At 72.6% G+C, this 22,564-nt stretch carries 19 protein-coding genes, 1 pseudogene and 2 riboswitches; of the genes and pseudogenes, 16 read left to right on the forward strand and 4 right to left on the reverse strand.

Going from position 1 to position 22,564, the window contains the following annotated elements:
- The first annotated feature begins 25 nt into the window (after positions 1–25).
- From OG984_RS28250 to OG984_RS28280, 7 genes are all read left to right on the forward strand, one after another.
- On the forward strand, positions 26–1,519 hold the full coding sequence (locus OG984_RS28250; protein ID WP_328529405.1) for an aldehyde dehydrogenase (NADP(+)): 1,494 nt from the start codon (positions 26–28) through the stop codon (positions 1,517–1,519).
- Positions 1,516–2,850, forward strand: coding sequence for an enolase C-terminal domain-like protein (locus OG984_RS28255; RefSeq protein ID WP_328529406.1), 1,335 nt, complete (start codon positions 1,516–1,518; stop codon positions 2,848–2,850). The genes OG984_RS28250 and OG984_RS28255 overlap by 4 nt, the downstream gene beginning before the upstream one ends.
- Positions 2,840–3,628: a sulfite exporter TauE/SafE family protein gene (locus tag OG984_RS28260; RefSeq protein ID WP_328529407.1), complete on the forward strand. Its 789-nt coding sequence runs from the start codon at positions 2,840–2,842 to the stop codon at positions 3,626–3,628. Before OG984_RS28255 ends, OG984_RS28260 begins: the two co-directional genes overlap by 11 nt.
- Positions 3,629–3,680: 52 nt before the next feature.
- Positions 3,681–4,505 (forward strand): ion transporter, encoded by an 825-nt coding sequence (locus OG984_RS28265; RefSeq protein WP_328529408.1) that lies wholly within the window; start codon positions 3,681–3,683, stop codon positions 4,503–4,505.
- A gap of 140 nt (positions 4,506–4,645) precedes the next feature.
- A complete protein-coding gene (locus tag OG984_RS28270) occupies positions 4,646–5,653 on the forward strand; it encodes a Bug family tripartite tricarboxylate transporter substrate binding protein (RefSeq protein ID WP_328529409.1) in 1,008 nt (335 codons plus the stop codon).
- On the forward strand, positions 5,650–6,177 hold the full coding sequence (locus tag OG984_RS28275) for a tripartite tricarboxylate transporter TctB family protein (protein ID WP_328529410.1): 528 nt from the start codon (positions 5,650–5,652) through the stop codon (positions 6,175–6,177). The genes OG984_RS28270 and OG984_RS28275 overlap by 4 nt, the downstream gene beginning before the upstream one ends.
- On the forward strand, positions 6,170–7,696 hold the full coding sequence (locus tag OG984_RS28280) for a tripartite tricarboxylate transporter permease (protein WP_328529411.1): 1,527 nt from the start codon (positions 6,170–6,172) through the stop codon (positions 7,694–7,696). The genes OG984_RS28275 and OG984_RS28280 overlap by 8 nt, the downstream gene beginning before the upstream one ends.
- A gap of 13 nt (positions 7,697–7,709) precedes the next feature.
- Here OG984_RS28280 and OG984_RS28285 read toward each other — a convergent pair whose 3' ends face one another.
- On the reverse strand, positions 7,710–8,876 hold the full coding sequence (locus OG984_RS28285; protein WP_328529412.1) for an ABC transporter substrate-binding protein: 1,167 nt from the start codon (positions 8,874–8,876) through the stop codon (positions 7,710–7,712).
- Between the two features lie 104 nt (positions 8,877–8,980).
- A riboswitch (cobalamin riboswitch) is annotated at positions 8,981–9,184 on the forward strand.
- Positions 9,185–9,239: 55 nt separating this feature from the next.
- Between OG984_RS28285 and OG984_RS28290 the strand changes: the two are divergent.
- The 5 genes and pseudogenes from OG984_RS28290 to bluB form a co-directional block, all read left to right on the forward strand.
- Positions 9,240–9,431 (forward strand): annotated as a pseudogene (locus OG984_RS28290) (nitrite reductase); the annotation flags it as partial.
- 687 nt (positions 9,432–10,118) lie between these two features.
- Positions 10,119–10,727 carry a precorrin-8X methylmutase gene (locus OG984_RS28295; RefSeq protein ID WP_328532396.1) on the forward strand — a complete coding sequence of 203 codons (609 nt, stop codon included), beginning with the start codon at positions 10,119–10,121 and terminating at the stop codon, positions 10,725–10,727.
- The gene (gene cobJ / locus OG984_RS28300) at positions 10,724–12,265 is read left to right on the forward strand and encodes a precorrin-3B C(17)-methyltransferase (protein WP_328529413.1); all 1,542 of its coding nucleotides are present in this window, start codon (positions 10,724–10,726) and stop codon (positions 12,263–12,265) included. Before OG984_RS28295 ends, cobJ begins: the two co-directional genes overlap by 4 nt.
- A complete protein-coding gene (gene cobM, locus OG984_RS28305) occupies positions 12,262–13,047 on the forward strand; it encodes a precorrin-4 C(11)-methyltransferase (RefSeq protein WP_328529414.1) in 786 nt (261 codons plus the stop codon). Before cobJ ends, cobM begins: the two co-directional genes overlap by 4 nt.
- Entirely contained in the window at positions 13,047–13,661 is a 615-nt protein-coding gene (bluB, locus tag OG984_RS28310) for a 5,6-dimethylbenzimidazole synthase (protein ID WP_328529415.1), read from the forward strand. Before cobM ends, bluB begins: the two co-directional genes overlap by 1 nt.
- Here the strand turns inward: bluB and OG984_RS28315 are convergent.
- Positions 13,623–14,363 (reverse strand): hypothetical protein, encoded by a 741-nt coding sequence (locus OG984_RS28315; RefSeq protein ID WP_328529416.1) that lies wholly within the window; start codon positions 14,361–14,363, stop codon positions 13,623–13,625. The genes bluB and OG984_RS28315 overlap by 39 nt on opposite strands.
- 214 nt (positions 14,364–14,577) lie before the next feature.
- Positions 14,578–15,777, reverse strand: a complete 1,200-nt coding sequence (gene cbiE / locus OG984_RS28320) for a precorrin-6y C5,15-methyltransferase (decarboxylating) subunit CbiE (protein WP_328529417.1) — start codon at positions 15,775–15,777, stop codon at positions 14,578–14,580.
- Between the two features lie 50 nt (positions 15,778–15,827).
- A riboswitch (cobalamin riboswitch) is annotated at positions 15,828–15,967 on the forward strand.
- Positions 15,968–15,992: 25 nt separating this feature from the next.
- On the opposite strand from cbiE, the gene OG984_RS28325 reads away from it, so the two are divergent.
- The 4 genes from OG984_RS28325 to OG984_RS28340 are packed head-to-tail and all read left to right on the forward strand — an operon-like array spanning position 15,993 to position 22,121.
- A complete protein-coding gene (locus OG984_RS28325) occupies positions 15,993–18,107 on the forward strand; it encodes a VWA domain-containing protein (RefSeq protein WP_328529418.1) in 2,115 nt (704 codons plus the stop codon).
- A complete protein-coding gene (gene cobO / locus OG984_RS28330) occupies positions 18,107–18,721 on the forward strand; it encodes a cob(I)yrinic acid a,c-diamide adenosyltransferase (RefSeq protein ID WP_328529419.1) in 615 nt (204 codons plus the stop codon). The genes OG984_RS28325 and cobO overlap by 1 nt, the downstream gene beginning before the upstream one ends.
- On the forward strand, positions 18,715–21,198 hold the full coding sequence (locus OG984_RS28335) for a cobyrinate a,c-diamide synthase (protein ID WP_328529420.1): 2,484 nt from the start codon (positions 18,715–18,717) through the stop codon (positions 21,196–21,198). The genes cobO and OG984_RS28335 overlap by 7 nt, the downstream gene beginning before the upstream one ends.
- Positions 21,195–22,121: a cobalamin biosynthesis protein gene (locus OG984_RS28340; protein WP_328529421.1), complete on the forward strand. Its 927-nt coding sequence runs from the start codon at positions 21,195–21,197 to the stop codon at positions 22,119–22,121. Before OG984_RS28335 ends, OG984_RS28340 begins: the two co-directional genes overlap by 4 nt.
- On the opposite strand, the gene OG984_RS28345 is transcribed toward OG984_RS28340, so the two are convergent.
- Positions 22,109–22,465 carry a (2Fe-2S) ferredoxin domain-containing protein gene (locus OG984_RS28345; RefSeq protein WP_328529422.1) on the reverse strand — a complete coding sequence of 119 codons (357 nt, stop codon included), beginning with the start codon at positions 22,463–22,465 and terminating at the stop codon, positions 22,109–22,111. The genes OG984_RS28340 and OG984_RS28345 overlap by 13 nt on opposite strands.
- Between the last annotated feature and the right edge of the window lie 99 nt (positions 22,466–22,564).

The following is a 22,564-nucleotide window of genomic DNA, read 5'->3' on the forward strand; positions in this document are numbered from 1 at the left end:
AGACCGACCCGATAGGAAAGGGACCATGAGCTACCGCTCGATCATCGCCGGAGCCGACTCCGAGCAGCCCGACGTCACCGCCGCCACCAGCGCCGCCGCCGAGGCGTTCGCCGACTACCGGGCCACCTCCCCCGCGGCCCGGGCGGACTTCCTCGACGCCGTCGCCGCCGAGATCGAGGCGTCGCGCGCCGAGATCGTCGAGGCCGCCGTCGCGGAGTCGCACCTGCCCGAGGGCCGGATCAGCGGCGAGGTCGGCCGCACCACCGGCCAGCTCCGGATGTTCGCCGGCGTGGTGCGCCGCGGTGACCATCTCGGCGTACGCATCGACCCGGCCCTCCCGGACCGGACCCCGCTCCCACGGGCCGACATCCGTCAGCGCCAGATCCCGCTGGGCCCGGTGGCCGTCTTCGGCGCCAGCAACTTCCCGCTGGCGTTCTCCACCGCGGGCGGCGACACCGCCTCCGCGCTCGCCGCCGGCTGCCCGGTGATCGTCAAGGGCCACCCGGCGCACCCGCTCACCGGCTACCTGGTCGCCCAGGCGATCACCCGCGCGGTCGAGAAGGCCGGCCTGCCCGCCGGCACCTTCTCCTTCCTCCTCGACACCGACTTCAAGGGCGGCATCGAGCTCGGCCAGGCCCTGGTCGTCGACCCGCGGATCAAGGCCGTCGGGTTCACCGGCTCCCGCGGTGGCGGGCTCGCGATCGCCGCGGCGGCGGCCGCCCGGCCCGAGCCGATCCCGGTCTACGCCGAGATGTCCTCGATCAACCCGGTCGTCATCCTGCCGGGGGCGCTGACCGGCGACACGAACGCGCTCGCCACGGCCTACGTCGGCTCCCTGACCCTCGGCTCCGGCCAGTTCTGCACCAACCCCGGTCTGCTCTTCCTCCCGCGGGGCGAGGCGGGCGACGCCTTCCTCGCCGCCGCCGGCCGCGCCACAGCCGAGGCCGTCGGCGGCACCATGCTGACCCCCGGGATCGCCCAGGCCTACGAGGCAGGCATCGAGAAGCTCCGTGCCACCGACGGCGTCACCGTGATCGGTGAGGGCACCGCGGGCGACACCGACGCCCCCGCGCCGCAGATCGTCGAGGCCGCCCGTCTCGCCGGCGTGACCGACGAGGTCTTCGGCGCCTCCGGCGTCGTGGTCCGCTTCGACACGGTCGAGGACCTGCTCCCCAGCCTGGACTCCCTCGAGGGCCAGCTCACCGCGACCGTCCACGCCACCGACGCCGACCACGAGGCCGCCGCCCAGGTCGTCTCCGGGCTCGAGCTCAAGGCGGGCCGGATCCTCTTCAACGGCTGGCCCACGGGCGTCGAGGTCGGCCACGCGATGGTCCACGGCGGTCCGTTCCCGGCCACCTCCGACTCCCGCACCACCTCGGTCGGCAGCCTCGCGATTGAGCGTTTCCAGCGTCCGGTCGCCTACCAGGACGTCCCCGCGGCGCTCCTCCCTGAAGCCGTACGCGACGACAACCCGTGGCACCTCGCCCGCCGCATCGACGGGGAGCTGCAGCTGCCATGAGCACCACCTCTGTGCCCACCATCGCCAAGCTCGAGGTCGTCCCGGTCGCCGGCCACGACTCGATGCTGCTCAACCTCAGCGGCGCGCACGCGCCGTTCTTCACCCGCAACATCGCGATCCTCACCGACTCCGAGGGTCGCGAGGGGGTCGGCGAGGTCCCCGGCGGCGAGCCGATCCGCCGCACCATCGGGGAGGCCGCCGACCTGCTCGTGGGGCAGCCCGTCACCCGCTACCGCAGCCTCCTGCGCCAGGTCTCGAACACGTTCGCCGACCGCGACGCCGGCGGCCGCGGCGCCCAGACCTTCGACCTGCGTACGACCGTCCACGCCGTCACCGCGCTGGAGTCCGCGCTCCTCGACCTCGCAGGTCAGGCCCAGGGTGTGCCGGTCGCCGAGCTTCTCGGCGACGGCCAGCAGCGCGACTCGGTGCCGATGCTCGGCTACCTCTTCTACGTCGGTGACCCCGACGAGACCGACCTGCCCTACCTGCGAGAGCCGGACGCCGGCGACGAGTGGAGCCGCCTCCGCAGGGAGGTCGCGCTGACCCCCGAGGCGGTCGTACGTCTCGCCGAGGCCGCCCAGGCCCGCTACGGCTTCGCCGACTTCAAGCTCAAGGGCGGCGTCCTCGCCGGCGAGGAGGAGGTCGCCGCGGTGACCGCGCTCCACGAGCGGTTCCCGGACGCCCGGATCACCCTCGACCCCAACGGCGGCTGGCTGCTCGCCGACGCGGTCCGGCTGCTGAAGGGCAAGGACGACGTGCTCGCGTACGCCGAGGACCCCTGCGGCGCCGAGGGCGGCTACTCCGGGCGCGAGATCATGGCCGAGTTCAAGCGCGCGACCGGGCTGCGTACGGCGACCAACATGATCGCCACCGACTGGCGCCAGATGTCCCACGCGATCCGCACCAACGCCGTCGACATCCCGCTGGCCGACCCGCACTTCTGGACCATGTCCGGCTCGGTCCGCGTCGCCCAGCTGTGCCACGAGTTCGGGCTGACCTGGGGCTCCCACTCCAACAACCACTTCGACATCTCGCTGGCCATGTTCACCCACGTCGGCGCCGCCGCACCGGGGGAGATCACCGCGCTGGACACCCACTGGATCTGGCAGGACGGCCAGGGGCTGACCGAGTCGCCGCTGGAGATCCGCGACGGCGCGGTCGCAGTGCCGACCGCCCCGGGACTCGGGATCCGGCTCGACCGCGACCGGGTCGCGGCCGCGCACGAGCTCTACCTCGAGCACGGCCTCGGCCTACGCGACGACGGCGTCGCCATGCAGTACCTGGTGCCGGGGTGGGCCTTCGACCCCAAGCGCCCGTGCCTTGTCCGCTGAGCTCGTCTGGCTCCTGCTCGCCGGCATCGGCGCGGGACTGACCGGCTCGGTGGCCGGCCTGGCCTCGCTGGTCAGCTACCCCTCCCTGCTGGCCGCGGGGCTGCCGCCGGTCGTCGCCAACGTCACCAACACGGTGGCCATGTTCGGCGTCACCGGCGGCACCGTCGCCGGCTCACGGCGCGAGCTCCGAGGTCAGGGCAGGAGGATCGCCTGGCTGGCGCTGGCCTCCTTCCTGGGCGGCGCGGTCGGCGCGGCCCTGCTGCTCACCACGCCGGCCGAGGCGTTCGAGGCGGTCGTGCCCTGGCTCGTCGGGGCCGGCGCGATCCTGCTGCTGCTCCGCGACCGGATCCGCATCTGGGCGGCGCTCGCCACCACGAGAACGCCACGGCAGGATCCGCTCGACCACGGGGAGCGGCGTACGGTCGCCCGCGGGTTCGCCTGGGGCGTGGCCGTGTTCGTGCTCGGCATCTACGGCGGCTACTTCGGCGCGGGCGTCGGCATCATCGCGCTCGCGGTCCTCGTGCTCGAGCGGACCGAGGCGCTCGCGGTCACCAACGCGGTCAAGAACGTCGCGACCGGCGTCGCCAACGGCACCGCCGCGATCGCGTACGTCTTCTTCGCTCCTGTCGACTGGCCTGCCGCGGTCGCCCTCGGGGTCGGGGCCGTGCTCGGCGGCTTCCTCGGGCCAGCGATCGTCCGGGTCGCGCCCGAGCGGCCGCTGCGCTGGCTCGTGGGTCTCGCCGGGCTCGGGCTGGCCGTGCATCTCGCCACCACCTGACCCCCGGTAGGCTCCGGCCGTTGTCACGGGTCAACAGAAGGACGAAGCGAACATGGGTTCGAGCATCACCGCGGCACGCGGCCGGGCGCGTGCGCTGGTCGACAACGACACGTTCCAGAAGATCATCATCGGCGTGATCATCCTCAATGCGGTGGTCCTCGGTGTCGAGACGATGGTGCCCGAGCACCTCGCCCACGAGCTGGCGATGCTCGACAGCGTGCTGCTCGGTGTCTTCGTCGTCGAGCTGGTGCTGCGGCTGGTGGCGTACGGCCCGAGGTTCTTCCTCGACCCGTGGAACATCTTCGACACCGCGATCGTGGCGATCGCGCTGGTGCCCGCCACCGGTCCGATGTCGGTGCTGCGGGCGCTGCGGATCCTGCGGGTGCTGCGCCTGGTCAACTCGGTCCCGTCGATGCGCCGCGTCGTCGACGGCCTGATCAACGCGGTGCCGGGGATGGGCGCGGTCGCGGGGCTGCTGGGGCTGATGATGTACGTCGCGGTGGTCATCTCGACCAACCTCTACGGGGAGATCGCGCCGGAGTACTTCGGCGATCTCGGCACCAGCGCGTTCACGCTCTTCCAGACCATGACCGGCGAGGCCTGGCCCGACATCGCCCGCGAGGTGATGGCCGAGGATCCCTCGGCGTGGATCTTCTTCGTCGTCTTCATCCTGGTGATGACCTTCGCCGTCCTCAACCTCTTCCTCGCCGTCGTCGTCTCCGGCATGGAGAGCGTCGAGAGCCTGGCTCGGCACGAGGAGGAGTCCGACGCCGAGATGATGGCCGTGCTGACCTCGCTGCGCGAGGACCTCACCGCCGTACGCGAGGAGCTGGCCACCACCCGGGCCGAGCTGCAGAGCAGCCGCACGGAGGTCTGAGCGCGGGTCGGGCACAGGCCCGTCGCACCGTGACCACAACGACCAAAAGATCCAATACGTCCAGATGCTTCCTGGCATCTCCTCGCCGCCCATAACTTCGCGGCCATGAAGTGACGAGCGTCACTTTCGAAGGAGATCCCATGAACCCCCTCATCCGTACCGCCGCGATCGCCGTCGCCACCGCCCTGGCCGGCACCTCCCTCACCGCGTGCAGCTCGGTCAACAGCTCGGGCTCGTCCGCCGAGGAGGCGCCGACGAGCGTGAACATCGTCGTCCCCGCCGACCCGGGCGGCGGCTGGGACCAGACCGGCCGCGCCTTCTCCGAGGTGCTGACCGGCGAGAAAATCCTCGAGACCGCCTCGGTGTCCAACGTTCCCGGGGCCGGCGGCACCGTCGGTCTGGCCCAGCTCGCCAACGAGACCGACCCCAACACCCTCATGGTGATGGGCCTGGTCATGGTCGGCGCGATCGAGACGAACAAGTCGGCCACCAAGCTCGCCGACACCACCCCGATCGCGAAGCTGACCGAGGAGCAGGAGGTCGTCGTCGTACCGGCCGACTCGAAGTACCAGACCATCAACGACCTGGTCGACGACATCAAGGCCAACGGGCAGGACGTCGCGATCGCCGGCGGCTCCGCGGGCGGCACCGACCAGATCCTCGCCGGCCAGCTGCTCAAGGCCAGCGGCGTGGCCTCGGGTGACATCGCGAAGAGCCTCAACTACGTGCCCTTCGACGGTGGCGCCGAGTCGGTGACCGCGCTGCTCGGCGGCAAGGTCGACGCCGGGATCTCCGGCGTCGGTGAGTACGCCGAGCAGATCAAGGCCGGCAAGCTCCGGGCGCTGGCCGTCTCCGGCGAGGAGCCCTCCGGCCTGCTCCCGGACGTGCCGACCCTGACCGACGAGGGCATCGACCTGGTGCTCACCAACTGGCGCGGAATCGTCGCCCCCGGCGACCTCGACGACTCCGAGCGCGAGGCCCTGACCGACCTGGTCACCGAGGCGGCCGAGTCCGACGCCTGGGGCAAGGTCCTCGAGACCAACGACTGGGACGACGCGTTCATGGCGGGCGAGGAGTTCGAGACGTACGTCGACGAGGAGGTCGCCTCCGCACAGACCACGCTCGAGGAAATCGGTCTCGTCCAGTGACCACGCAGACCCCCACCCAGCCTGGCCGGCTCTCCTTCGGGGAGCCGGCCATGGCCGGGGGCATCCTCGCCCTCGGTGTGTTCGCGCTGGTCCGTGCGGGAAGCATCGCCGAACCGGTCACCGCCGCCGGCGCGATCGGGCCGCGGACGATGCCCTACCTGGTCGGCGGCCTGCTGGTCGTGACCGGTGGCATCACCCTGGTGCGTGTCCTGCGCGGTGAGCGCGGCGAGGCCGAGGGCGGCGAGGACGTCGACCTCTCCGGCGGCACCGACTGGCTCACCGCCGGCCTGCTGGCCGCGGCCGTCCTGGGCCACGCCCTCCTGATCGGCCTGGTCGGCTGGCCGCTGGCCGGCACCGCGCTGTTCACCGCCGGCGCGGTCATCCTGGGGGCCCGCCCCTGGTGGCGCTCCCTGCTGATCGGGCTGGTGATGGCGTTCGCGATCCAGATCGTCTTCGCCGGCGGCCTCGGCGTCTCGCTGCCGCCGGGCCCGTTCCTGGAAGGGGTGGCGTTCCTCCATGGATAACCTGACCCTGCTCCTGGAGGGGTTCGCCACCGCCGCGCACCCCGAATACCTCGCCTTCGCCTTCATCGGCGTCATCCTCGGCACCGCGGTCGGCGTCCTGCCCGGCATCGGGCCCTCGATGACCGTCGCGCTGCTGCTGCCGCTGACGTACGCGCTGGACCCGACGGCCGCGCTGATCACCTTCGCCGGCATCTACTACGGCGGCATGTACGGCGGGTCGACGACCTCGATCCTGCTCAACACGCCCGGCGAGGCGTCCTCGATGATCACCGCGCTCGAGGGCAACAAGATGGCCAAGCGCGGCAAGGGCGCCGCGGCGCTCGCCACCGCCGCCATCGGGTCGTTCGTGGCGGGCACGCTCGCCACGGTCGCGCTCACCTTCCTGGCGCCTCTGGCCGCGGACCTCGCGGTCAAGCTCGGTCCCGTCGAGAAGGTGGCCCTGATGGTGCTCGCCTTCACCACCGTCGGGGCGCTGCTGGGCCGTTCGGTGTCCCGCGGGCTGGCGGCTCTCGGCGTCGGGATGTTCATCGGGCTCATGGGTGTCGACGGCATGTCGGGGCAGATGCGGTTCACCTTCGGCGTACCCGTGCTCAACGACGGCATCGACGTCGTGGTCGTCGCGGTCGCGCTCTTCGCGGTCGGCGAGGCGCTGTACGTGGGTGCGCAGCTGCGCCGCGGACCCCAGCAGCTCGTCCCGGTCACCCGGGGCTGGCGCACCTGGATGACGCGTGAGGACTGGCGGCGTTCCTGGAAGCCGTGGCTGCGCGGCACCGCGATCGGCTTCCCGATCGGCACCCTGCCGGCCGGTGGGGCCGAGGTCGGCACGTTCCTGTCGTACTCCGCCGAGCGCAAGCTCGCTCGCGGGAAGGCGAAGGAGGAGTTCGGCCACGGTGCCATCGAGGGCGTCGCCGGGCCCGAGGCGGCCAACAACGCCTCGGCGGCCGGTGTGTTGGTGCCGCTGCTGACCCTCGGCATCCCGACCTCGGCCACGGCCGCGGTGATCCTGGTGGCGCTGCAGCACTACAACATCCAGCCGGGGCCGCTGCTGTTCAAGGACCACGGCGACCTGGTCTGGCCGCTGGTGGCGAGCCTCTACATCGGCAACGTGCTGCTGCTGGTGCTCAACCTCCCGCTGGTCGGGCTGTGGGTGAAGGTGCTCCAGATCCCGCGGCACTATCTCTACGCCGGCATCCTGCTGTTCGCAGCCCTGGGCGCCTTCGCGGTGCACTTCAGCCCGCAGGACGTCATGGTCCTCCTGGTGCTCGGCATCCTGGGCTTCTTCATGCGCCGCTACGGCTATCCCGTGGCGCCGATGGTGGTCGGGCTGATCCTCGGGCCGATCTTCGAGCGGCAGCTGCGCTCGGCCCTGCAGATCGCCCAGGGAGACTGGCTGACGCTGGTGCAGTCGCCGTTCGCGATCGTCGTGTACGTCGCGCTGCTGCTCGCGCTCGCCGGGTCGATCGTGCTCCGCCGCAAGGAGGAGGACCTGGAGCACGAGCTGGTCGAGGCGGATCGCTGAGCTGGAGATCGCCTCAGCTGCCCGTTGAGGCGATCTCCTCCAGCACGACGTTGCGGGGGCCGTCGGCAGTGCCCCTGACCACCCGCAGGAAGTAGGACTGGTCGGGGTTGTGGTTGGGGTCGAAGGTCCAGTTCCCGCGGGGACTGACGATCGTGCCGACGGACCCCAGGGAGTCCGCGATCTCGTTGCGGTCGACGTCGTCGGAGAGGCCGAGCGCCTTGTCGAGCGCGGCCGCGGCGTCGTAGGCCTGCACCGAGTAGGCCGTCGGGGTCGCGTCGTAGGCCTTGCGGTAGTCCTTCACGAAGGCGTCGTTCATCAGCGAGTCCATGGCGTCGCTGTAGTGCAGCACCGTCCGTACCCCGGTCGCGTCGCCGCCCAGGGTGGACAGCACGTCGCCCTCGGTCAGGAAGCCGGGGCCGTAGAGCGGGGTGCTCCGGGCCAGGCCGGAGTCGCGATACTGCTGGACGAACGCCTCCGCCTCCTTCCCGGTGTACGCGGCGTAGATCGCGTCCGCACGTGACTTCTTCACCTTCTCGAAGAGCCCCGACCAGTCCTCGGTCACGGCGGCCGGCGTGTAGCTCTGCCCCGCGACGCCGCCGCCGGACGCCTCGAAGGCGATCATGAAGCTGTCGGAGAACTCGTGACCGGCGGCGTCGTCGGAGGCGACGACGTAGGCCGAGCCGCGGTCGGTCTCCTGGGCGACCGCATTCCCGAGCGAGCCGCCCAGATCTGCGTTGGTCGTGGACGTGCGCCACAGGTAGTCAGAGCCGTCGGCGAACTGGTCGGCCCCGGCGCCGGTGACGATCAGCGGGGTCTCCCTGCTGTCCGCGACGTCCTTGGCCGCGAGCGCCGTCTCCGAGCCCACCAGCCCGACGACCGCCTGGACCTCCTCGTCCTCGATCAGCCTGGACACCGCGGCCACGCCGGTGCTCACCCGGTCGCCCTCGTCGGCCTCGATGACGTCGACCAGCCGGCCACCGAGCTTGCCGCCGTGCTGGTCGAGGTAGAGGTCGAAGCCGCGGGACATGTCGGTGCCGATCGACTTGTGGGCGCCGGAGGTCGGGACCACGAGACCGATCGCGACCTTCGACTCCGAGGTGGTGGCGCATCCGGTGAGACCGAGCGCGAGCGCCGAGACGGGCGCGAGAACGAACAGCTTCCGACGAGCCGATCCGGTCACGGGGGACTCCATCTGTGCGAAGACGTGTGGAAGTTTCCGAGTAGCCGAACACTGGCACAAACAGCGGCCGGGCCGCGAGCAATTCGGCGCCGTGTCCGCAAGTGGGTAGTCTCGCCCTGCCAGTCGTACTCCATGCCTGATGGGGTCAGGGAACCCGGTGAGAGTCCGGGACTGACGCGCAGCGGTGAGGATGACGGGCGGGGCACGCACCTCCTCCGGGAGGGGCAGCCACTGGAGCCTGGCTCCGGGAAGGCGTCCCGCACCGATCGATTCCGAGTCCGAAGACCTGCTGGCTCTGGCGGCGCCCGCCGCCAGGTCACCACGTGCCCCGCGGAAGGGCACCTGACCAGAGCAGGTGTGGCGATGTCCCGAGTCCGAACCGACCGGTGCCCAGGAGTCGGCCGTCCGTGGCCGGCCGAGGACGGCCTGCTGGTGCGGCTGCGCCTGATCGGCGGGTCCGTCTCCTCCGCCTCGCTGCTGTCGCTGATCTCCGTCGCCGAGACCTACGGCGACGGCCGCGTCTATCTCACCGGGCGCGCCAACCTGCAGGTGCGCGGCCTGCCCGCTGTCGACGGCGCGCTGCCCGGCGAGGTGCTCACCGCGCTGAAGGCGACCGGTCTGGTGCCGGCGCAGACCCATGAGCTCGTACGCAACGTGATGGTCTCCCCGCAGACCGGGCTCGCCGGCGGACGGGCCGACCTGCGTGGCGTCGCCGCGTCGCTGGACCGCCTGCTGTGCGCCTCGCCCCGGCTGGCGGCGCTCCCGGGACGGTTTCTCTTCGTGCTCGACGACGGTCGCGGCGACCTGGTCTCGCGGGAGTGCGATCTCGGTCTGGTGGCGCTCTCGGGTGCTGAGGGTCAGCTGCGCGTCGGCGACTCATGGGGGCCGGTCGTGCCGCTCGCCGAGGCCGCGTCCCGCCTGGTCGCGCTCGCCGCACGCTTCCTGGACGTACGCGGCGAGGGGCCGTCTGCGGCCTGGCACGTCTCGGAGCTCGATGGCCCGCTGGTCGAGCCGGTCCCGGCCGATGCTCGGGTGCCGGCCGCGGCCGAGGAGCTCGGGTTCGGCGAGGTGCCCGGCGGCGAGCACGTCGCCGCCGCCGACGGGGCTCTGGACCGCGCCGCCGTCGAGGCGCTGGTCGAGCGGGCGCCGGCGGTCGTGGTGACACCGTGGCGCGGCGTACTCGTGCCTGCGCCGCAGGCGCGCCCGACCCGGCGCTACGACTACATCGACCAGGGACCCGCGATCTACGTCGACTCCTTCGCGACCATCCGGCGCGAGGCCGACCTCTCCGCGGTGCCCGCCGACGCCGAGCGGCTCGCCGTCCGGATGATCCACGGCAGCGGACAGGTCGATCTCGCCGCCGACCTGGTCATCCACCCCGGCCTGGTGAAGGCCGCGCGCGGCGCGCTCGAGGCCGGGGCACCGATCCTGTGCGACGCGACGATGGTCGCGACCGGGGTCACCCGCAGCCGGCTGCCGCGCGACAACGAGGTGCTCTGCATGCTCGGTGACGACCGCGTCCCGGCGCTGGCCCGGGCCTGGGGCACGACCCGCACCGCGGCCGCGCTGTCGCTGTGGGAGCCCTACCTGGAGGGCTCCGTCGTCGCCATCGGCAACGCCCCCACGGCGCTCTTCCACCTGCTCGAGATGATCCTCGACGGTGGTCCGCGGCCGGCCGCGATCGTCGGCTGCCCGGTCGGCTTCATCGGCGCCGCCGAGTCCAAGGAGGCGCTCGCCGCCTTCGCCGACGACCACGGGATCGACATCCCCTACGTCACCGTGCGAGGCCGTCGTGGCGGCTCCGCGATGACCTCGTCCGCACTCAACGCACTCGCCCAGGAGCAGGAATGAGCAGCGTGACCCCAGGCCGGTTCACCGTCGTCGGCATCGGTCCGGGCGATCCCGAGCTGATCACTCTCAAGGCCGCCCGGCTGATCGGTGCGGCGCCGGTGATCGCCTACCACGCCGGGGTGCGCAAGCAGTCCCACGCCCGCCGGATCGCCTCATCGCTGATCCCGGCCGGTGCGGTGGAGGAGGAGCTGCGCTACCCGGTCACCACCGGCACCACCTCGCACCCGGGTGGCTACGTCGGGGCGATGGCCGAGTTCTACGAGTCCTGCGCGGTCCGGCTCTCGGCCCATCTCGACGCCGGGCGCGACGTGGTCCTGCTCGCCGAGGGCGACCCGCTCTTCTACGGCTCCTCGATGTATCTCCACGACCGGTTCAAGGAGGTCTACGAGACCTCCGTCGTGCCGGGCGTCCCGGCCTTCGCGGCCGCCACCGCTGCCGTCTCGACGCCGCTGGTGCGCCAGACCGACGTCCTCACCGTGCTGCCCGGAACCCTGCCCGAGGCCGAGCTCGCCCGGCGCCTGGCCGACACCGAGGCCGCCATCATCATGAAGCTCGGCCGGACCTTCCCGGCGGTTCGCGCCGCGCTGGCTGCGGCCGGGCGGCTCGAGGGTGCCTGGTACGTCGAGCGTGCCTCGCAGCCCGAGGAGCGCTGGCTGCCGGTGGCGGACGTGGATCCGGAGTCGGTGCCGTACTTCTCGCTCATCGTGGTTCCCGGGGACACCGCTCCCGCCTCCGCCTCGGCAGGCCGCATGCGGCAGACGAGCTCGGCGGAGGCTTCCGTGGCCGAGCCGGTCGAGGGTGCGGAGCGCGGGGAGGTGCTCGTGGTCGGGTTGGGGCCAGGGCCGGACGGGTGGCTGACGCCCGAGGTGTCGGCCGCGTTGGCCGAGGTGGGTCACGTCGTCGGCTACGCGCCCTACGTCAACCGGGTGCCGCAACGTGCTGGGCTGCAGCGGCACGCCTCGGGCAACACGGTCGAGGTCGACCGTGCCCGGCACGCGCTGGACCTGGCGCTCGCGGGGGAGCGGGTCGCCGTCGTCTCCGGCGGTGACGCCGGTGTCTTCGGGATGGCGTCCGCCGTGTTCGAGGCGGCTTCGGATCCGGCCTATGCCGGCGTACGTGTCCGGGTGCTGCCCGGTGTCAGCGCGGTCCAGGCCGTGGCCGCCCGGGCAGGCGCTCCGGTCGGTGCGGACTTCGCGGTGATGTCGCTCTCGGACCGCCTCAAGCCGTGGCCGGTCATCGAGGAGCGGCTGCGCGCGGTCGCCGCGGCCGACCTGGTGCTGGCGATCTACAACCCCGCCTCGCGCTCGCGCACCGAGCAGATCGGGCTGGCGCGCGACGTACTCCTCGAGCAGCGCAAGCCCGACACCGTCGTCATCGTCGGCCGCGACGTCGGGCGGGCCGAGGAGTCGCTGACGGTGACCACCCTCGGTGACCTGGATCCCGCATCGATCGACATGAAGTGCCTGGTCATCGTGGGGGCGAGCTCGACACAGGTGACCGCGTCCGGACAGGTCTGGACGCCGAGGTATGTCCGATGACCGATCCGATGACCGTCCACTTCGTCGGTGCCGGCCCCGGTGCGGCCGACCTGCTGACCGTGCGCGCGACGAGGCTGCTCGAGGCCGCCGAGGTGGTGCTCTATCCCGGCACCTATCTGGATCCCGAGGTGTTGGCCCACTGCAGTCCCGAGGCCGAGCTGGTCGACACCCAGAAGCTCGATCTGGACCAGATCGTCGAGGCGATCGTCACCGCTCATCGTGACGGCAAGCAGGTCGTACGCCTCGTCTCCGGCGACCCGTCGGTCTACTCGGCGGTCGCTGAGCAGACCCGGCGGCTCGACGAGGCCGCAGTGCCGTGGGACGTGACGCCCGGCGTACCGGCCTACGCCGCGGCGGCGGCGCTGGTCGGCCGCGAGCTCACCGTGCCGCTGGTGGCCCAGTCGGTGGTCCTCACCCGCACCCGGGCCCGATCGACCGCGATGCCGGAGGGGGAGTCGCTGGCTGCGTACGCCGCCACCGGCGCCACCCTGGTGCTCCACCTGGCGATCCGGCGTACCCGCGAGCTGATGGCCGAGCTGCTGCCGTACTACGGCCCCGAGTGTCCGGTCGTGGTGGTCTACCGCGCCAGCCAGCCCGAGGAGAAGGTGCTGCGGGGGACCGTGTCGACGATCGCCGACGCGGTCGAGGACGCGGGCCTGCGCCAGGCCGCCGTCATCCTCGCCGGACCCGCGCTGGCCCGCGACGGCGGAGAGTCGTTCCTCTACGACGCGGCTCGCCCGCGGGTCTCGACAAGCTCGACCACCGGGTCGGGGGGTGCCTGATGGACCTCTACGACGCCATCAACCGTCGTCGGGACACCCGTGCGGAGTTCACCGGCGAGCCGGTGTCTCCGGATGTCCTCGAGCGCGTCCTGTCCGCCGCCCACGCCGCCCCGAGCGTCGGGATGTCGCAGCCGTGGGACTTCGTGCTCGTACGCGACGCCGACCGCCTCGAGCGCTTCCACTCCCACGTCGCGACCGAGCGGGATACCTTCGCCGCCACCCTGTCCGGCGAGCGGGCCGAGACCTTCTCCCGGATCAAGATCGAGGGCATCCGCGAGTCCGGTCTGGGCATCGTGGTCGGCTACGACCCGAGCCGCGGCGGCCCCAACGTCCTCGGCCGCCACGCCATCGCCGACGCCGGCCTCTACTCGGTCGTCTGCGCCATCCAGAACCTCTGGCTCGCCGCCACCGCCGAGGGCCTCGGCGTCGGCTGGGTCAGCTTCTACCGCGAGGAGTTCCTGCGCGACCTGGTCGGGATGCCCGCGGGCGTACGTCCGGTCGCCTGGCTCTGCGTCGGCACCGTCGCCGACCTCCCCGACGTCCCCGACCTGGAGCGCTTCGGCTGGCGCCACCGCTCACCGCTCTCCACGGTCGTCCACGACGAGACCTTCTAGGGTGCGGGCGAGGGCCCGGTGTCGACCGGTCGAGTAGAGGCGCTTGAGGAAGCGCTCCTCCTCCAGTTGGTCCTGGTAGTACATGCTGCGGGGGTCGGCGCGTGGCGGGGTCGAGTTGAGGGCACCCCACAGAGTCCAGGTAGCGCCGTTCTCGATCGGCAGCCAGGTGTCCTCGAACTCCGAGAACCAGTCGCCCGGACGGCCGAGGACAAGGCTGGCCGGTGGGAGGCGCCGGTTCTGTGGGCGCTTGGATTGCGGCTGATCAGGTGGCTGCTCGCGTGGTTCGACGGCGGGGTGAAGCGACCTCTCATAGCCGGTGATCTCCGCGCCGAAGACCACCCAGGCGCCGAGCGTCGCCAGGAACGGTACCGGGAGTCGTGGGCGCATCTGTTGGTAGGCGAGCGAGGGCAGGTACCACCCCGTCGCGACATCCGCGCGCTGTTCCTCCCACGTGGCGTCGGGATCGAAGTGTCTGGCGCGGCCGATGCGCGCGATGAACGGCCGATGCCGGTCGAGAGCCTCGTCGGTGCTGCGCGGCCGGGCGAGGAGCCGCTCGATCGCGTCGCTGTCGTATCGGTATGCCGAGCCGACTCGCGTGCGTGGGCCGGCGAGTCCTGACTGCAGGATGCGCAGCGCCTGGTTGCGGCCGAGGAGATGGACTTTCGCGAGGCGCTCACAAGCTTGCTGCGTGGTGATCAGCATGCGACGACGCTAGGTCGGGACCACGGGGGCGTCCATCGCATACCAGTCAGGTGCATACCGGTCGGGCAGCGGCAGCGACAGTGGTCGGCTCGTGCTTTTGATAGAGGAAACTGGCTTGTGAACGATTCACAAGCCAGTTTCCTCTATCAAAAGCACGGTGGCAGCACCTGTTCACCAGGACCGGCGAGGGGCCGAGCGGGGGCCGGGCGAGGGATCAGGATGTGTTGGCCGTGTAGGCCCATTGCGTGACGGTGCGCGCAGGCGCCCAGCCGGTGAAGGACCCGATCGGGGCGGTGGTCTCGACGGCGATGCGGGTGAGTTCGCCGCCGCGATCTTTGTAGAGCCCTGCGAGGAGCTGCTCGGTCTCCAGGGTGACCCCGTGGACCACGATGCGCCCGCCGGGGCGGAGGGCGGCGAGGCAGGTGTCGAGGACGCCGGGGCGGGTCGCGCCGCCGCCGATGAAGATCGCGTCGGGGGAGCGGAGGCCGGCCAGGGCGTCGGGGGCGCGGCCCTCGATGACGGCGAGGCCCGGCACGCCGAGACGGGCCGCGTTGCGGGCGATCCGGGCGGCCCGCTCGGGGCTGGCCTCGACGGCCGTCGTGGCGCAGGAAGGGTGTGCCCGCATCCACTCGATCCCGACCGATCCGGCACCGGCGCCGACGTCCCACAGGTGCTCGCCGGGGGTCGGTGCCAGGCGAGCCAGGGCGGAGGCGCGCAGGTCGCGCTTGGTCAGCTGGCCGTCGTTCTCGAAGGCGTCGTCGGGTAGACCGGCCGCCCAGCCGAACAGCGGCGCCCCGACGCACTCGATCGCCACGATGTTGAGCCGTGGCGACTCGCCCGTCCAGGTCGAGGCCGTCCCGGCCCGCGCGCTCTCGGTCTCCGCCCCGAGCTCGCCCAGCACGGTCAGCGCAGACCCTCCGAAGCCGCTCTTGACCAGGAGGTTCGCGATCGAGGCAGGGGTCGATTCGTCGGAGGACAGCGCCAGGATCCGGCGGCCGGGAGCGAGCTCGCGGGCGAGCAGCGACACGTCGCGGCCGACCAGGCTCACCGCCACGCACGACTCCGCCGGCCAGCCCATCCGGGCGCGGGCGAGGGCGACGGAGGAGACGGCCGGCTCGATCCGTACGTTCGCTGTGCCGAGCAGGTCGATCAGGGTCGTCCCGATGCCGGAGACCAGCGGATCGCCGGAGGCCAGCGCGACGACGGGCGCGTCCGCCGGGAGCGACTCGAGCAGCGCCGGAAGGCCATCGCGAAGCGGCGAGGGCCAGGGCTCGCGCCGTTGGCCGGGGACGTCAGGGACGAGGTCGAGATGACGCTTGCCGCCGAGGAGGGTCGCGGCCTCCCGGATCAGCTGCTGGTGACGTACGGGGATCTCGTCCCAACCTCCGGCACCGATGCCCACCACGACGATCATGAGGCCAGACGCTACAGTGACCGCACAGGCGCGAGGTGCCCCGACTGCCCAGCCACCGGAGACGGTGGGGACGGTGGGACGGGAGAATCTGGGAAGCCGGTGAGATTCCGGCACAGGCCCGCTGCGGTGAACCGAGCCCCACACGGGGGACTCGGCAAGTCCGAAGACCGGCCCCGCGTCCATCCATCCAACGCGATAGGGAGCGGGAGCCTCTCATGCCGGTGCACTACCCATTTTCTGCCGTTCTCGGCTGTCAGGCCGACTCAGCCACAGGGCTCGACGACATGGGCCTCGCGCTCGTGCTCACCACGATCTCCCCGGAGATCGGCGGGGTGCTGGTCCGTGGCGAGAAGGGGACCGCGAAGTCGACGGCCGTACGCGGCCTGGCGGCCGTGCTGCCCTCGATCTCGGTCTACGCCGGGGACCGGTTCTCGATCGACCCCGCCGACCCGTCCGCGGAGTCGCCGGACGGGCCGTTCGGGTCCGCTGCCGTCGTGGAGAGCCGGCCGGTGCGGCTGGTCGAGCTTCCGGTGGGCGCCACCGAGGACCGGGTCGTCGGCTCGCTCCACCTGGAGAGCGCGCTGTCGCGCGGTGCGGTCGAGTTCGAGCCCGGGCTGCTCGCCCGGGCCCACCGCGGCCTGCTGTACGTCGACGAGGTCAACCTGCTCCACGACCACCTGGTCGACCTGCTGCTGGACGCGGCCGCGATGGGCCGGGTCTCGGTCGAGCGTGACGGGGTCTCGGTCGAGCACGCCGCGCGGTTCGTGCTGATCGGCACGATGAACCCCGAGGAGGGCGAGCTGCGTCCGCAGCTGCTGGACCGCTTCGGGCTCACCGTCGAGGTCGCCGCGCCCCGGGACCCCGCGCTCCGCGCCGAGGTCGTACGCCGCCGGATGGCCTTCGACATGGACTCTCCCGCGTTCGTCGAGCGCTATGTCGCCGCCGAGCGCGACCTGACCGCCCGGATCTCGGCCGCCCGCGCGCTGGTCGGGAAGGTCCGGCTCACCGCGCCGGGGCTGCTCAAGATCGCCGAGGTCTGCGCGGCCTTCGAGGTCGACGGGCTGCGCGCCGACATCGTCACCGCCCGCACCGCCGTCGCGCACGCGGCCTGGGCCGGGCGCTCCGAGGTCACCCGCGAAGACATCCGCCGGGCCGCGCTCCTGGCTCTCCCGCATCGCCGCCGTCGCAACCCCTTCGACGCTCCCGGCCTCGACGAGGACCTCCTCGACCGCATCCTCGGCGACGAGGAGCTGCCGCCGGAGCCTCCGGAGGGCGGGCCCGAGGACGGGCCTCAGAACGGGCCGGAGGACGGGCACGATCCGGCTCCGCCCAGCGGCGACGGTTCGACCGACGCGGAACCCCCGTCGGTCGAACCCGACGAGCGCCAGCGAGACGGTGCCGAGACCAACACAGCCGATTCCGCGGACGACCACCCCGAGGCGCCGCCCACGCCCTCCGCTCCCGCACCCGAGTCGGTCACCGCGGCCGCCCCGGCCTACCGCCCCCGCCTGCTGACCGTCACCGGCCTGGGCACCGGCCGCACCGGCGGCCGGAGCAAGGCGATCGGCAGCAGCGGCCGCCGGATCGGCGCGAACACCAGCACCCGCGGCTCGCTCCACCTCGTCGAGACGCTCAAGGCCGCCGCGGGCAAGCAGGCCGCCCGGCCGCGCACCTCGGCCAAGGTCGAGCTCCGGCTCGAGGACCTCCGCACCGCGGTCCGCGAGGGCCGCGAGGCCAACCTGGTGCTCTTCTGCGTGGACGCGTCCGGGTCGATGGCCGCGCGCAAGCGGATGGCGCAGGTGAAGGCGGCGGTCCTCTCCCTGCTCCTCGACGCCTACCGGCGCCGCGACAAGGTCGGGATGATCACCTTCCGCGGCGAGGGTGCCGAGCTCGTGCTCCCGCCGACCGGGTCGGTCGACCTCGCGGCGGCACGTCTGGACGAGGTGCCCGCCGGAGGACGTACGCCGCTGGCCGAAGGCCTCCTCGAGGCCGCCCGGGTGCTGCAGCGCGAGCATCTGCGTGACCCCGATCTGCGGCCGCTGCTCGTGGTCGTCACCGACGGTCGCGCCAACTCGTCCCGAAAAGCTGCGCAGACCCACGGCAAGGACGCCGTGCGGCGCTCGCAGCAGGCCGCCGCGTACGTCGCCGGTCTGGGCGTCACCACCGTCGTCATTGACTCCGAGAGCGGGCCGATGCGGCTCGGGCTGGCTCGCCGGCTGGCCGAGCACCTCGGTGCCGAGCACGTCCCGGTCGCCGAGGTGAGCGCCGAGGCGCTGACGTCGGCCGTCCACGGGTTCACCGGATCCACCATGGGAAGGGGCGCTGCCTGATGCCGAAGGGACAGCCGCTGAACGTACCCGACGACGGGCTCACCACCCGCCAGCGCCGCAACCGGCCGCTGGTGATGGTCCACACCGGTCCCGGCAAGGGCAAGTCGACCGCCGCCTTCGGACTCGCACTGCGCGGCTGGAACCAGGGCTGGCGGATCGGGGTCTTCCAGTTCGTGAAGTCGGCCAAGTGGCGCATCGGCGAGCAGACCGTGCTCGAGCGCCTCGGCAAGCTGCACGAGGAGACCGGCGAGGGTGGACCGGTCGACTGGCACAAGATGGGCTCCGGCTGGTCCTGGTCGCGCAAGCAGGGTGAGGCCGAGGACCACGCTGCGGCCGCCGCCGAGGGCTGGGCCGAGATCAAGCGGTGCCTGGCCGAGGAGCGCTACGACCTCCTCGTCCTCGACGAGTTCACCTACCCGATCAAGTGGGGTTGGGTCTCCGCCGAGGAGGTGGCGTCGGTGCTCTCCGAGCGCCCCGGGCGCCAGCACGTCGTGATCACCGGCCGTGACGCCGATCCCGCCGTGCTCGAGGTCGCCGACCTGGTTACCGAGATGACCAAGATCAAGCACCCCATGGACGCCGGCCAGAAGGGCCAGAAGGGCATCGAATGGTGACCCTGCCCAGGCTGGTGGTCGCGGCTCCCTCGACGGGCTCGGGGAAGACGACGATCGCAACCGGGCTGATGGCGGCGCTGCGTGCCTCCGGGACCGCCGTGAGCGGTCACAAGGTCGGCCCTGACTACATCGACCCGGGCTACCACGCGCTCGCCACCGGACGCCCAGGCCGCAACCTCGACCCACACCTCGTCGGCGTCGAGCGGGTCGTACCGCTGCTGCTCCACGGCGCCGCCGGGGCGGACGTCGCGGTCATCGAGGGCGTCATGGGCCTCTACGACGGCCGCCTCGGCACCGACGGCTTCGCCTCCACCGCGCACGTCGCCGGCCTGACCTCCTCGCCCGTCGTCCTGGTCCTCGACGTCGCCCGGATGTCCCGGTCCGCTGCCGCGATCGCGGCGGGCATGGCGGCCTTCGACCCGTCCGTACGCATCGGGGGAGTCGTCCTCAACCGATGCTCTCCCGGGCGCAACGCCGATGAGATCCGGCGAGCGCTGGACCAGGTCGGCCTGCCGGTGCTCGGCATGCTCCCGCGGGACGAGTCGCTCGCCTCCCCGTCGCGTCACCTGGGTCTCGTCCCCGTCGCCGAGCGGGACGAGTCGGTCGCGCTGATCGAGCGGCTGGGGGAGCAGGTGGCCGCTCACCTCGACCTCTCGGCGCTCCTGGACGTCGCTCGCTCAGCGCCGGACCTCGACGATGATCCCTGGGATCCGCTGGAGGAGCTGCGCGGAGACGACACAGTCGAGGACCAGAGTGATCGCCCGGTGGTGGCCGTCGCGGGCGGCAGGGCGTTCACGTTCCGCTACCCCGAGACCGAGGAGCTCCTGGAGGCGGCAGGCTGCGACGTACGCCCCTTCGACCCGCTCACCGATCCCGCGCTCCCCGAGGACACCAGGGGGATCTACCTCGGCGGCGGGTTCCCGGAGGTGTACGCCGCCGAGCTGGCCGCGAACACGAGCCTGCTCCGAGACCTGAAGGCCGCCGTCCAGGCCGGGATCCCGACCGTCGCCGAGTGCGCCGGACTCCTCTACCTGGCCGAGTCGCTCGACGAGGTCCCGATGGCCGGCGCCATCCCCGCCCACGCCGCGATGAGCGAACGGCTCACCCTGCGCTACCCGGTCGCGGTCGCCGCCTCCGACTCCCTGCTCACCCGGGCCGGCGAGCAGGTCACCGGCCACGAGTTCCACCGCACCACCACCTCGCCCCCGGCCGGGACCCAGGCGGCGTGGACCGTCGACGGCGCGCCGACCGGCTTCAGCAGCGACACCGTCCACGCGTCCTACCTCCACGTGCACTGGGCCGGCCATCCGCACCTCGCCCGCCGCTTCGCCGAAGCATCGCGTGCCTTCGCCGCTCGTTCGGTGACTGGCCGAGCCGACCCCGCTGGTCGAGCCGACGTCGTGAGGGACGAACGACGTCGTGTCGAGACCAACACAGGCGCGACCAGCGGCTGGGACGGCAAGGTTGCGGACCCGCTGCGGCACCACGGCGACGTCGAGGTGGGCGACGGGCTGCTCGACTTCGCGGTGAACGTCTACCCGGACCCGCGACCGGAGTGGCTGGACCAGGCACTCCACGACTCGCTCGCACCGGCCGCCTACCCCGACGAGGAGCCGGCGCGGGCGGCGCTGGCCAAGCATCATGGCCGTGAGCGTGCCGAGGTGCTCCCGACGGCAGGGGCGGCAGAAGCATTCACGCTGGTCGCGAGAGCGAGGAAGTGGCGGAAGCCCGTCGTGGTCCATCCGCAGTTCACAGAGCCCCACGCGGCGCTGGAGCAGGCCGGCCGCACGGTCACCGAGGTCCGCCTCCGCGCCGAGGACGGGTTCGCGCTGGACCCGGCGACGGTGCCCGGCGACGCGGACCTGGTCGTCGTCGGCAACCCGACCAACCCCACCGGCGTACTCCATCCCACCGACACCCTCCGCGAGCTCCTTCGCCCCGGGCGCCTGGTCGTGGTCGACGAGGCGTTCATGGACGCGGTTCCCGGCGAACCCGAGACGCTCACCGGTGAGCGGACCGAGGGCCTGCTGGTGATCCGGAGCCTGACGAAGCACTGGTCCATCCCGGGCGTACGCGCGGGCTACGTCGTCGGCGACCCCGCCGCGATCGGCGACCTCGAGGCCGTACGTACCCCGTGGTCGGTCTCGGCCACCGCCGCCGCCGCGATGCTCGCCTGCGCCACCGAGCGCGCGAGCGCCGAGGCCCGCGAGCGCGCCGAGCGGATCGCCACCTGGCGCGACCATCTCGAGGCGGGCCTGCGCGAGCTGGAGATCGAGTACGTCCCCTCGGCCGCCTCCTTCGTCCTGGCCCGCCCCGGCGTCGGAGTCCGGGAGACCCTGCGCGACCAGGGGATCGCCGTACGCCGCGCCGACACCTTCCCCGGGCTCGGCCCGGACTGGGTGCGGATCGCGGTGCGCCCCGAGGAGCCGACAGACCGGCTCCTGGCCGCCCTGCGCCGGACCAGGGCAGACCGGTGAGCCCGCGGGCGATCGGGCTGCTGGCCGGCTTCGCGCTCGACCGTCTCCTCGGCGACCCGCGGCGCTACCACCCGGTCGCAGGCTTCGGCACCGTGGCGATGCGGGCCGAACGGGCCTGGTACGCGGACGACCGCGCCCGAGGCGTGCTTCACACGGCCGCTCTCGTCGGGGGAGCGGTGGTCCTAGGAGCAGCTGCTGAGCGCGCCGCACCCGGCCGGGGCGGGAGGACCCTGATCACCGCGGCCGCGACCTGGGCGGTCCTCGGCGGCCGCTCGCTGGAGCGGGAGGCGTTGGCGGTCCACGAGCATCTCGACCGCGACGACCTTCCCGCCGCGCGGCAGCGGCTCACCCACCTCGTCGGCCGCGACACCGCCGAGCTCGACGCCTCCGAGGTCTCCCGGGCCGTGGTCGAGAGCGTCGCGGAGAACACCTCCGACGCGGTGGTCGCGCCGCTGGTGTGGGGAGCCGTCGCCGGCGTACCCGGACTCCTCGGCTACCGCGCCGCCAACACCCTGGACGCGATGGTCGGCCACCACAACGAGCGCTACGAGCACTTCGGCTGGGCCAGCGCCCGCCTCGACGACCTGCTCAACCTCCCCGGCTCGCGCCTGTCCGGCCTGCTCACCCTGGCCGCGGCTCCGTCCCGGGCGAAACAGGCCTGGCAGGCCTGGCGCCGCGACGCCGCGCAGCACCCGAGCCCGAACGCCGGTGTCGTCGAGGCCTCCTTCGCCGGCGCCCTCGACGTCCGCCTCGGCGGCACCAACCGCTATTACGGCAACCGGGTCGAGCATCGCGCGGTGATGGGTGACGGCCGTGCCGCGACCCCCGCCGACGTCGTCAGCGCCACCACCCTGGCCCGCAGGGTCGGCACCGGCGCGGCCGTGGCTGCGGCGGCGTACGCGGCGGTCGCTCAGCGGCCGTGACGAAACGCCCGGGCCATGACCGCGGGCGGCGCGTCGGCGATGCCCGGCCCGCCGGCGCGGGTCCACTCGGCCAACGCGCCGGCGACCCGCTCCGAGCCGGCCCGGGCGACCCAGACCGGCCGGGCCCCACGCTGCCGCCCCTCGGGTGAGGGGCCGACGACCACGACGTCGGCACGTTCGCACGGGCCGAGGCAGTCGGCGACACGTACGGTCGCCGACTCCCCGGCCGCCGCGTTCAGTGTCGTGAGCACGGCCGCGTGGTCCACCCCGGGCGACTTCCGCTCGGTGCCGCAGCAGCAGCCGCGGCAGACCGTCAGCGTCGGCCGCCCGGCGGGGGCGCTCATCCTTCGCAGGCCTCGCAGTCCGGGCCGTTCTCGATGGCACAGACCGCGGCGTCGCTCCAGTCGTCCCAGCTCAGGTCGTCGATGGCGTCGGTGGTGGTC

This window comes from Nocardioides sp. NBC_00368, assembly GCF_036090055.1.
Lineage (GTDB): Bacteria > Actinomycetota > Actinomycetes > Propionibacteriales > Nocardioidaceae > Nocardioides.

What these genes read in the sequence shown, in the direction of transcription:
- OG984_RS28250 (WP_328529405.1), top strand. Translation starts at nt 26, where the DNA reads ATGAGCTACCGCTCGATCATCGCCGGAGCCGACTCCGAGCAGCCCGAC.
- OG984_RS28255 (WP_328529406.1), top strand. Translation starts at nt 1,516, where the DNA reads ATGAGCACCACCTCTGTGCCCACCATCGCCAAGCTCGAGGTCGTCCCG.
- OG984_RS28265 (WP_328529408.1), top strand. Translation starts at nt 3,681, where the DNA reads ATGGGTTCGAGCATCACCGCGGCACGCGGCCGGGCGCGTGCGCTGGTC.
- OG984_RS28270 (WP_328529409.1), top strand. Translation starts at nt 4,646, where the DNA reads ATGAACCCCCTCATCCGTACCGCCGCGATCGCCGTCGCCACCGCCCTG.
- OG984_RS28280 (WP_328529411.1), top strand. Translation starts at nt 6,170, where the DNA reads ATGGATAACCTGACCCTGCTCCTGGAGGGGTTCGCCACCGCCGCGCAC.
- cobJ (WP_328529413.1), top strand. Translation starts at nt 10,724, where the DNA reads ATGAGCAGCGTGACCCCAGGCCGGTTCACCGTCGTCGGCATCGGTCCG.
- cobM (WP_328529414.1), top strand. Translation starts at nt 12,262, where the DNA reads ATGACCGATCCGATGACCGTCCACTTCGTCGGTGCCGGCCCCGGTGCG.
- bluB (WP_328529415.1), top strand. Translation starts at nt 13,047, where the DNA reads ATGGACCTCTACGACGCCATCAACCGTCGTCGGGACACCCGTGCGGAG.
- OG984_RS28315 (WP_328529416.1), bottom strand. Translation starts at nt 14,363, where the DNA reads ATGCTGATCACCACGCAGCAAGCTTGTGAGCGCCTCGCGAAAGTCCAT.
- cbiE (WP_328529417.1), bottom strand. Translation starts at nt 15,777, where the DNA reads ATGATCGTCGTGGTGGGCATCGGTGCCGGAGGTTGGGACGAGATCCCC.
- OG984_RS28325 (WP_328529418.1), top strand. Translation starts at nt 15,993, where the DNA reads ATGCCGGTGCACTACCCATTTTCTGCCGTTCTCGGCTGTCAGGCCGAC.
- cobO (WP_328529419.1), top strand. Translation starts at nt 18,107, where the DNA reads ATGCCGAAGGGACAGCCGCTGAACGTACCCGACGACGGGCTCACCACC.
- OG984_RS28335 (WP_328529420.1), top strand. Translation starts at nt 18,715, where the DNA reads ATGGTGACCCTGCCCAGGCTGGTGGTCGCGGCTCCCTCGACGGGCTCG.
- OG984_RS28345 (WP_328529422.1), bottom strand. Translation starts at nt 22,465, where the DNA reads ATGAGCGCCCCCGCCGGGCGGCCGACGCTGACGGTCTGCCGCGGCTGC.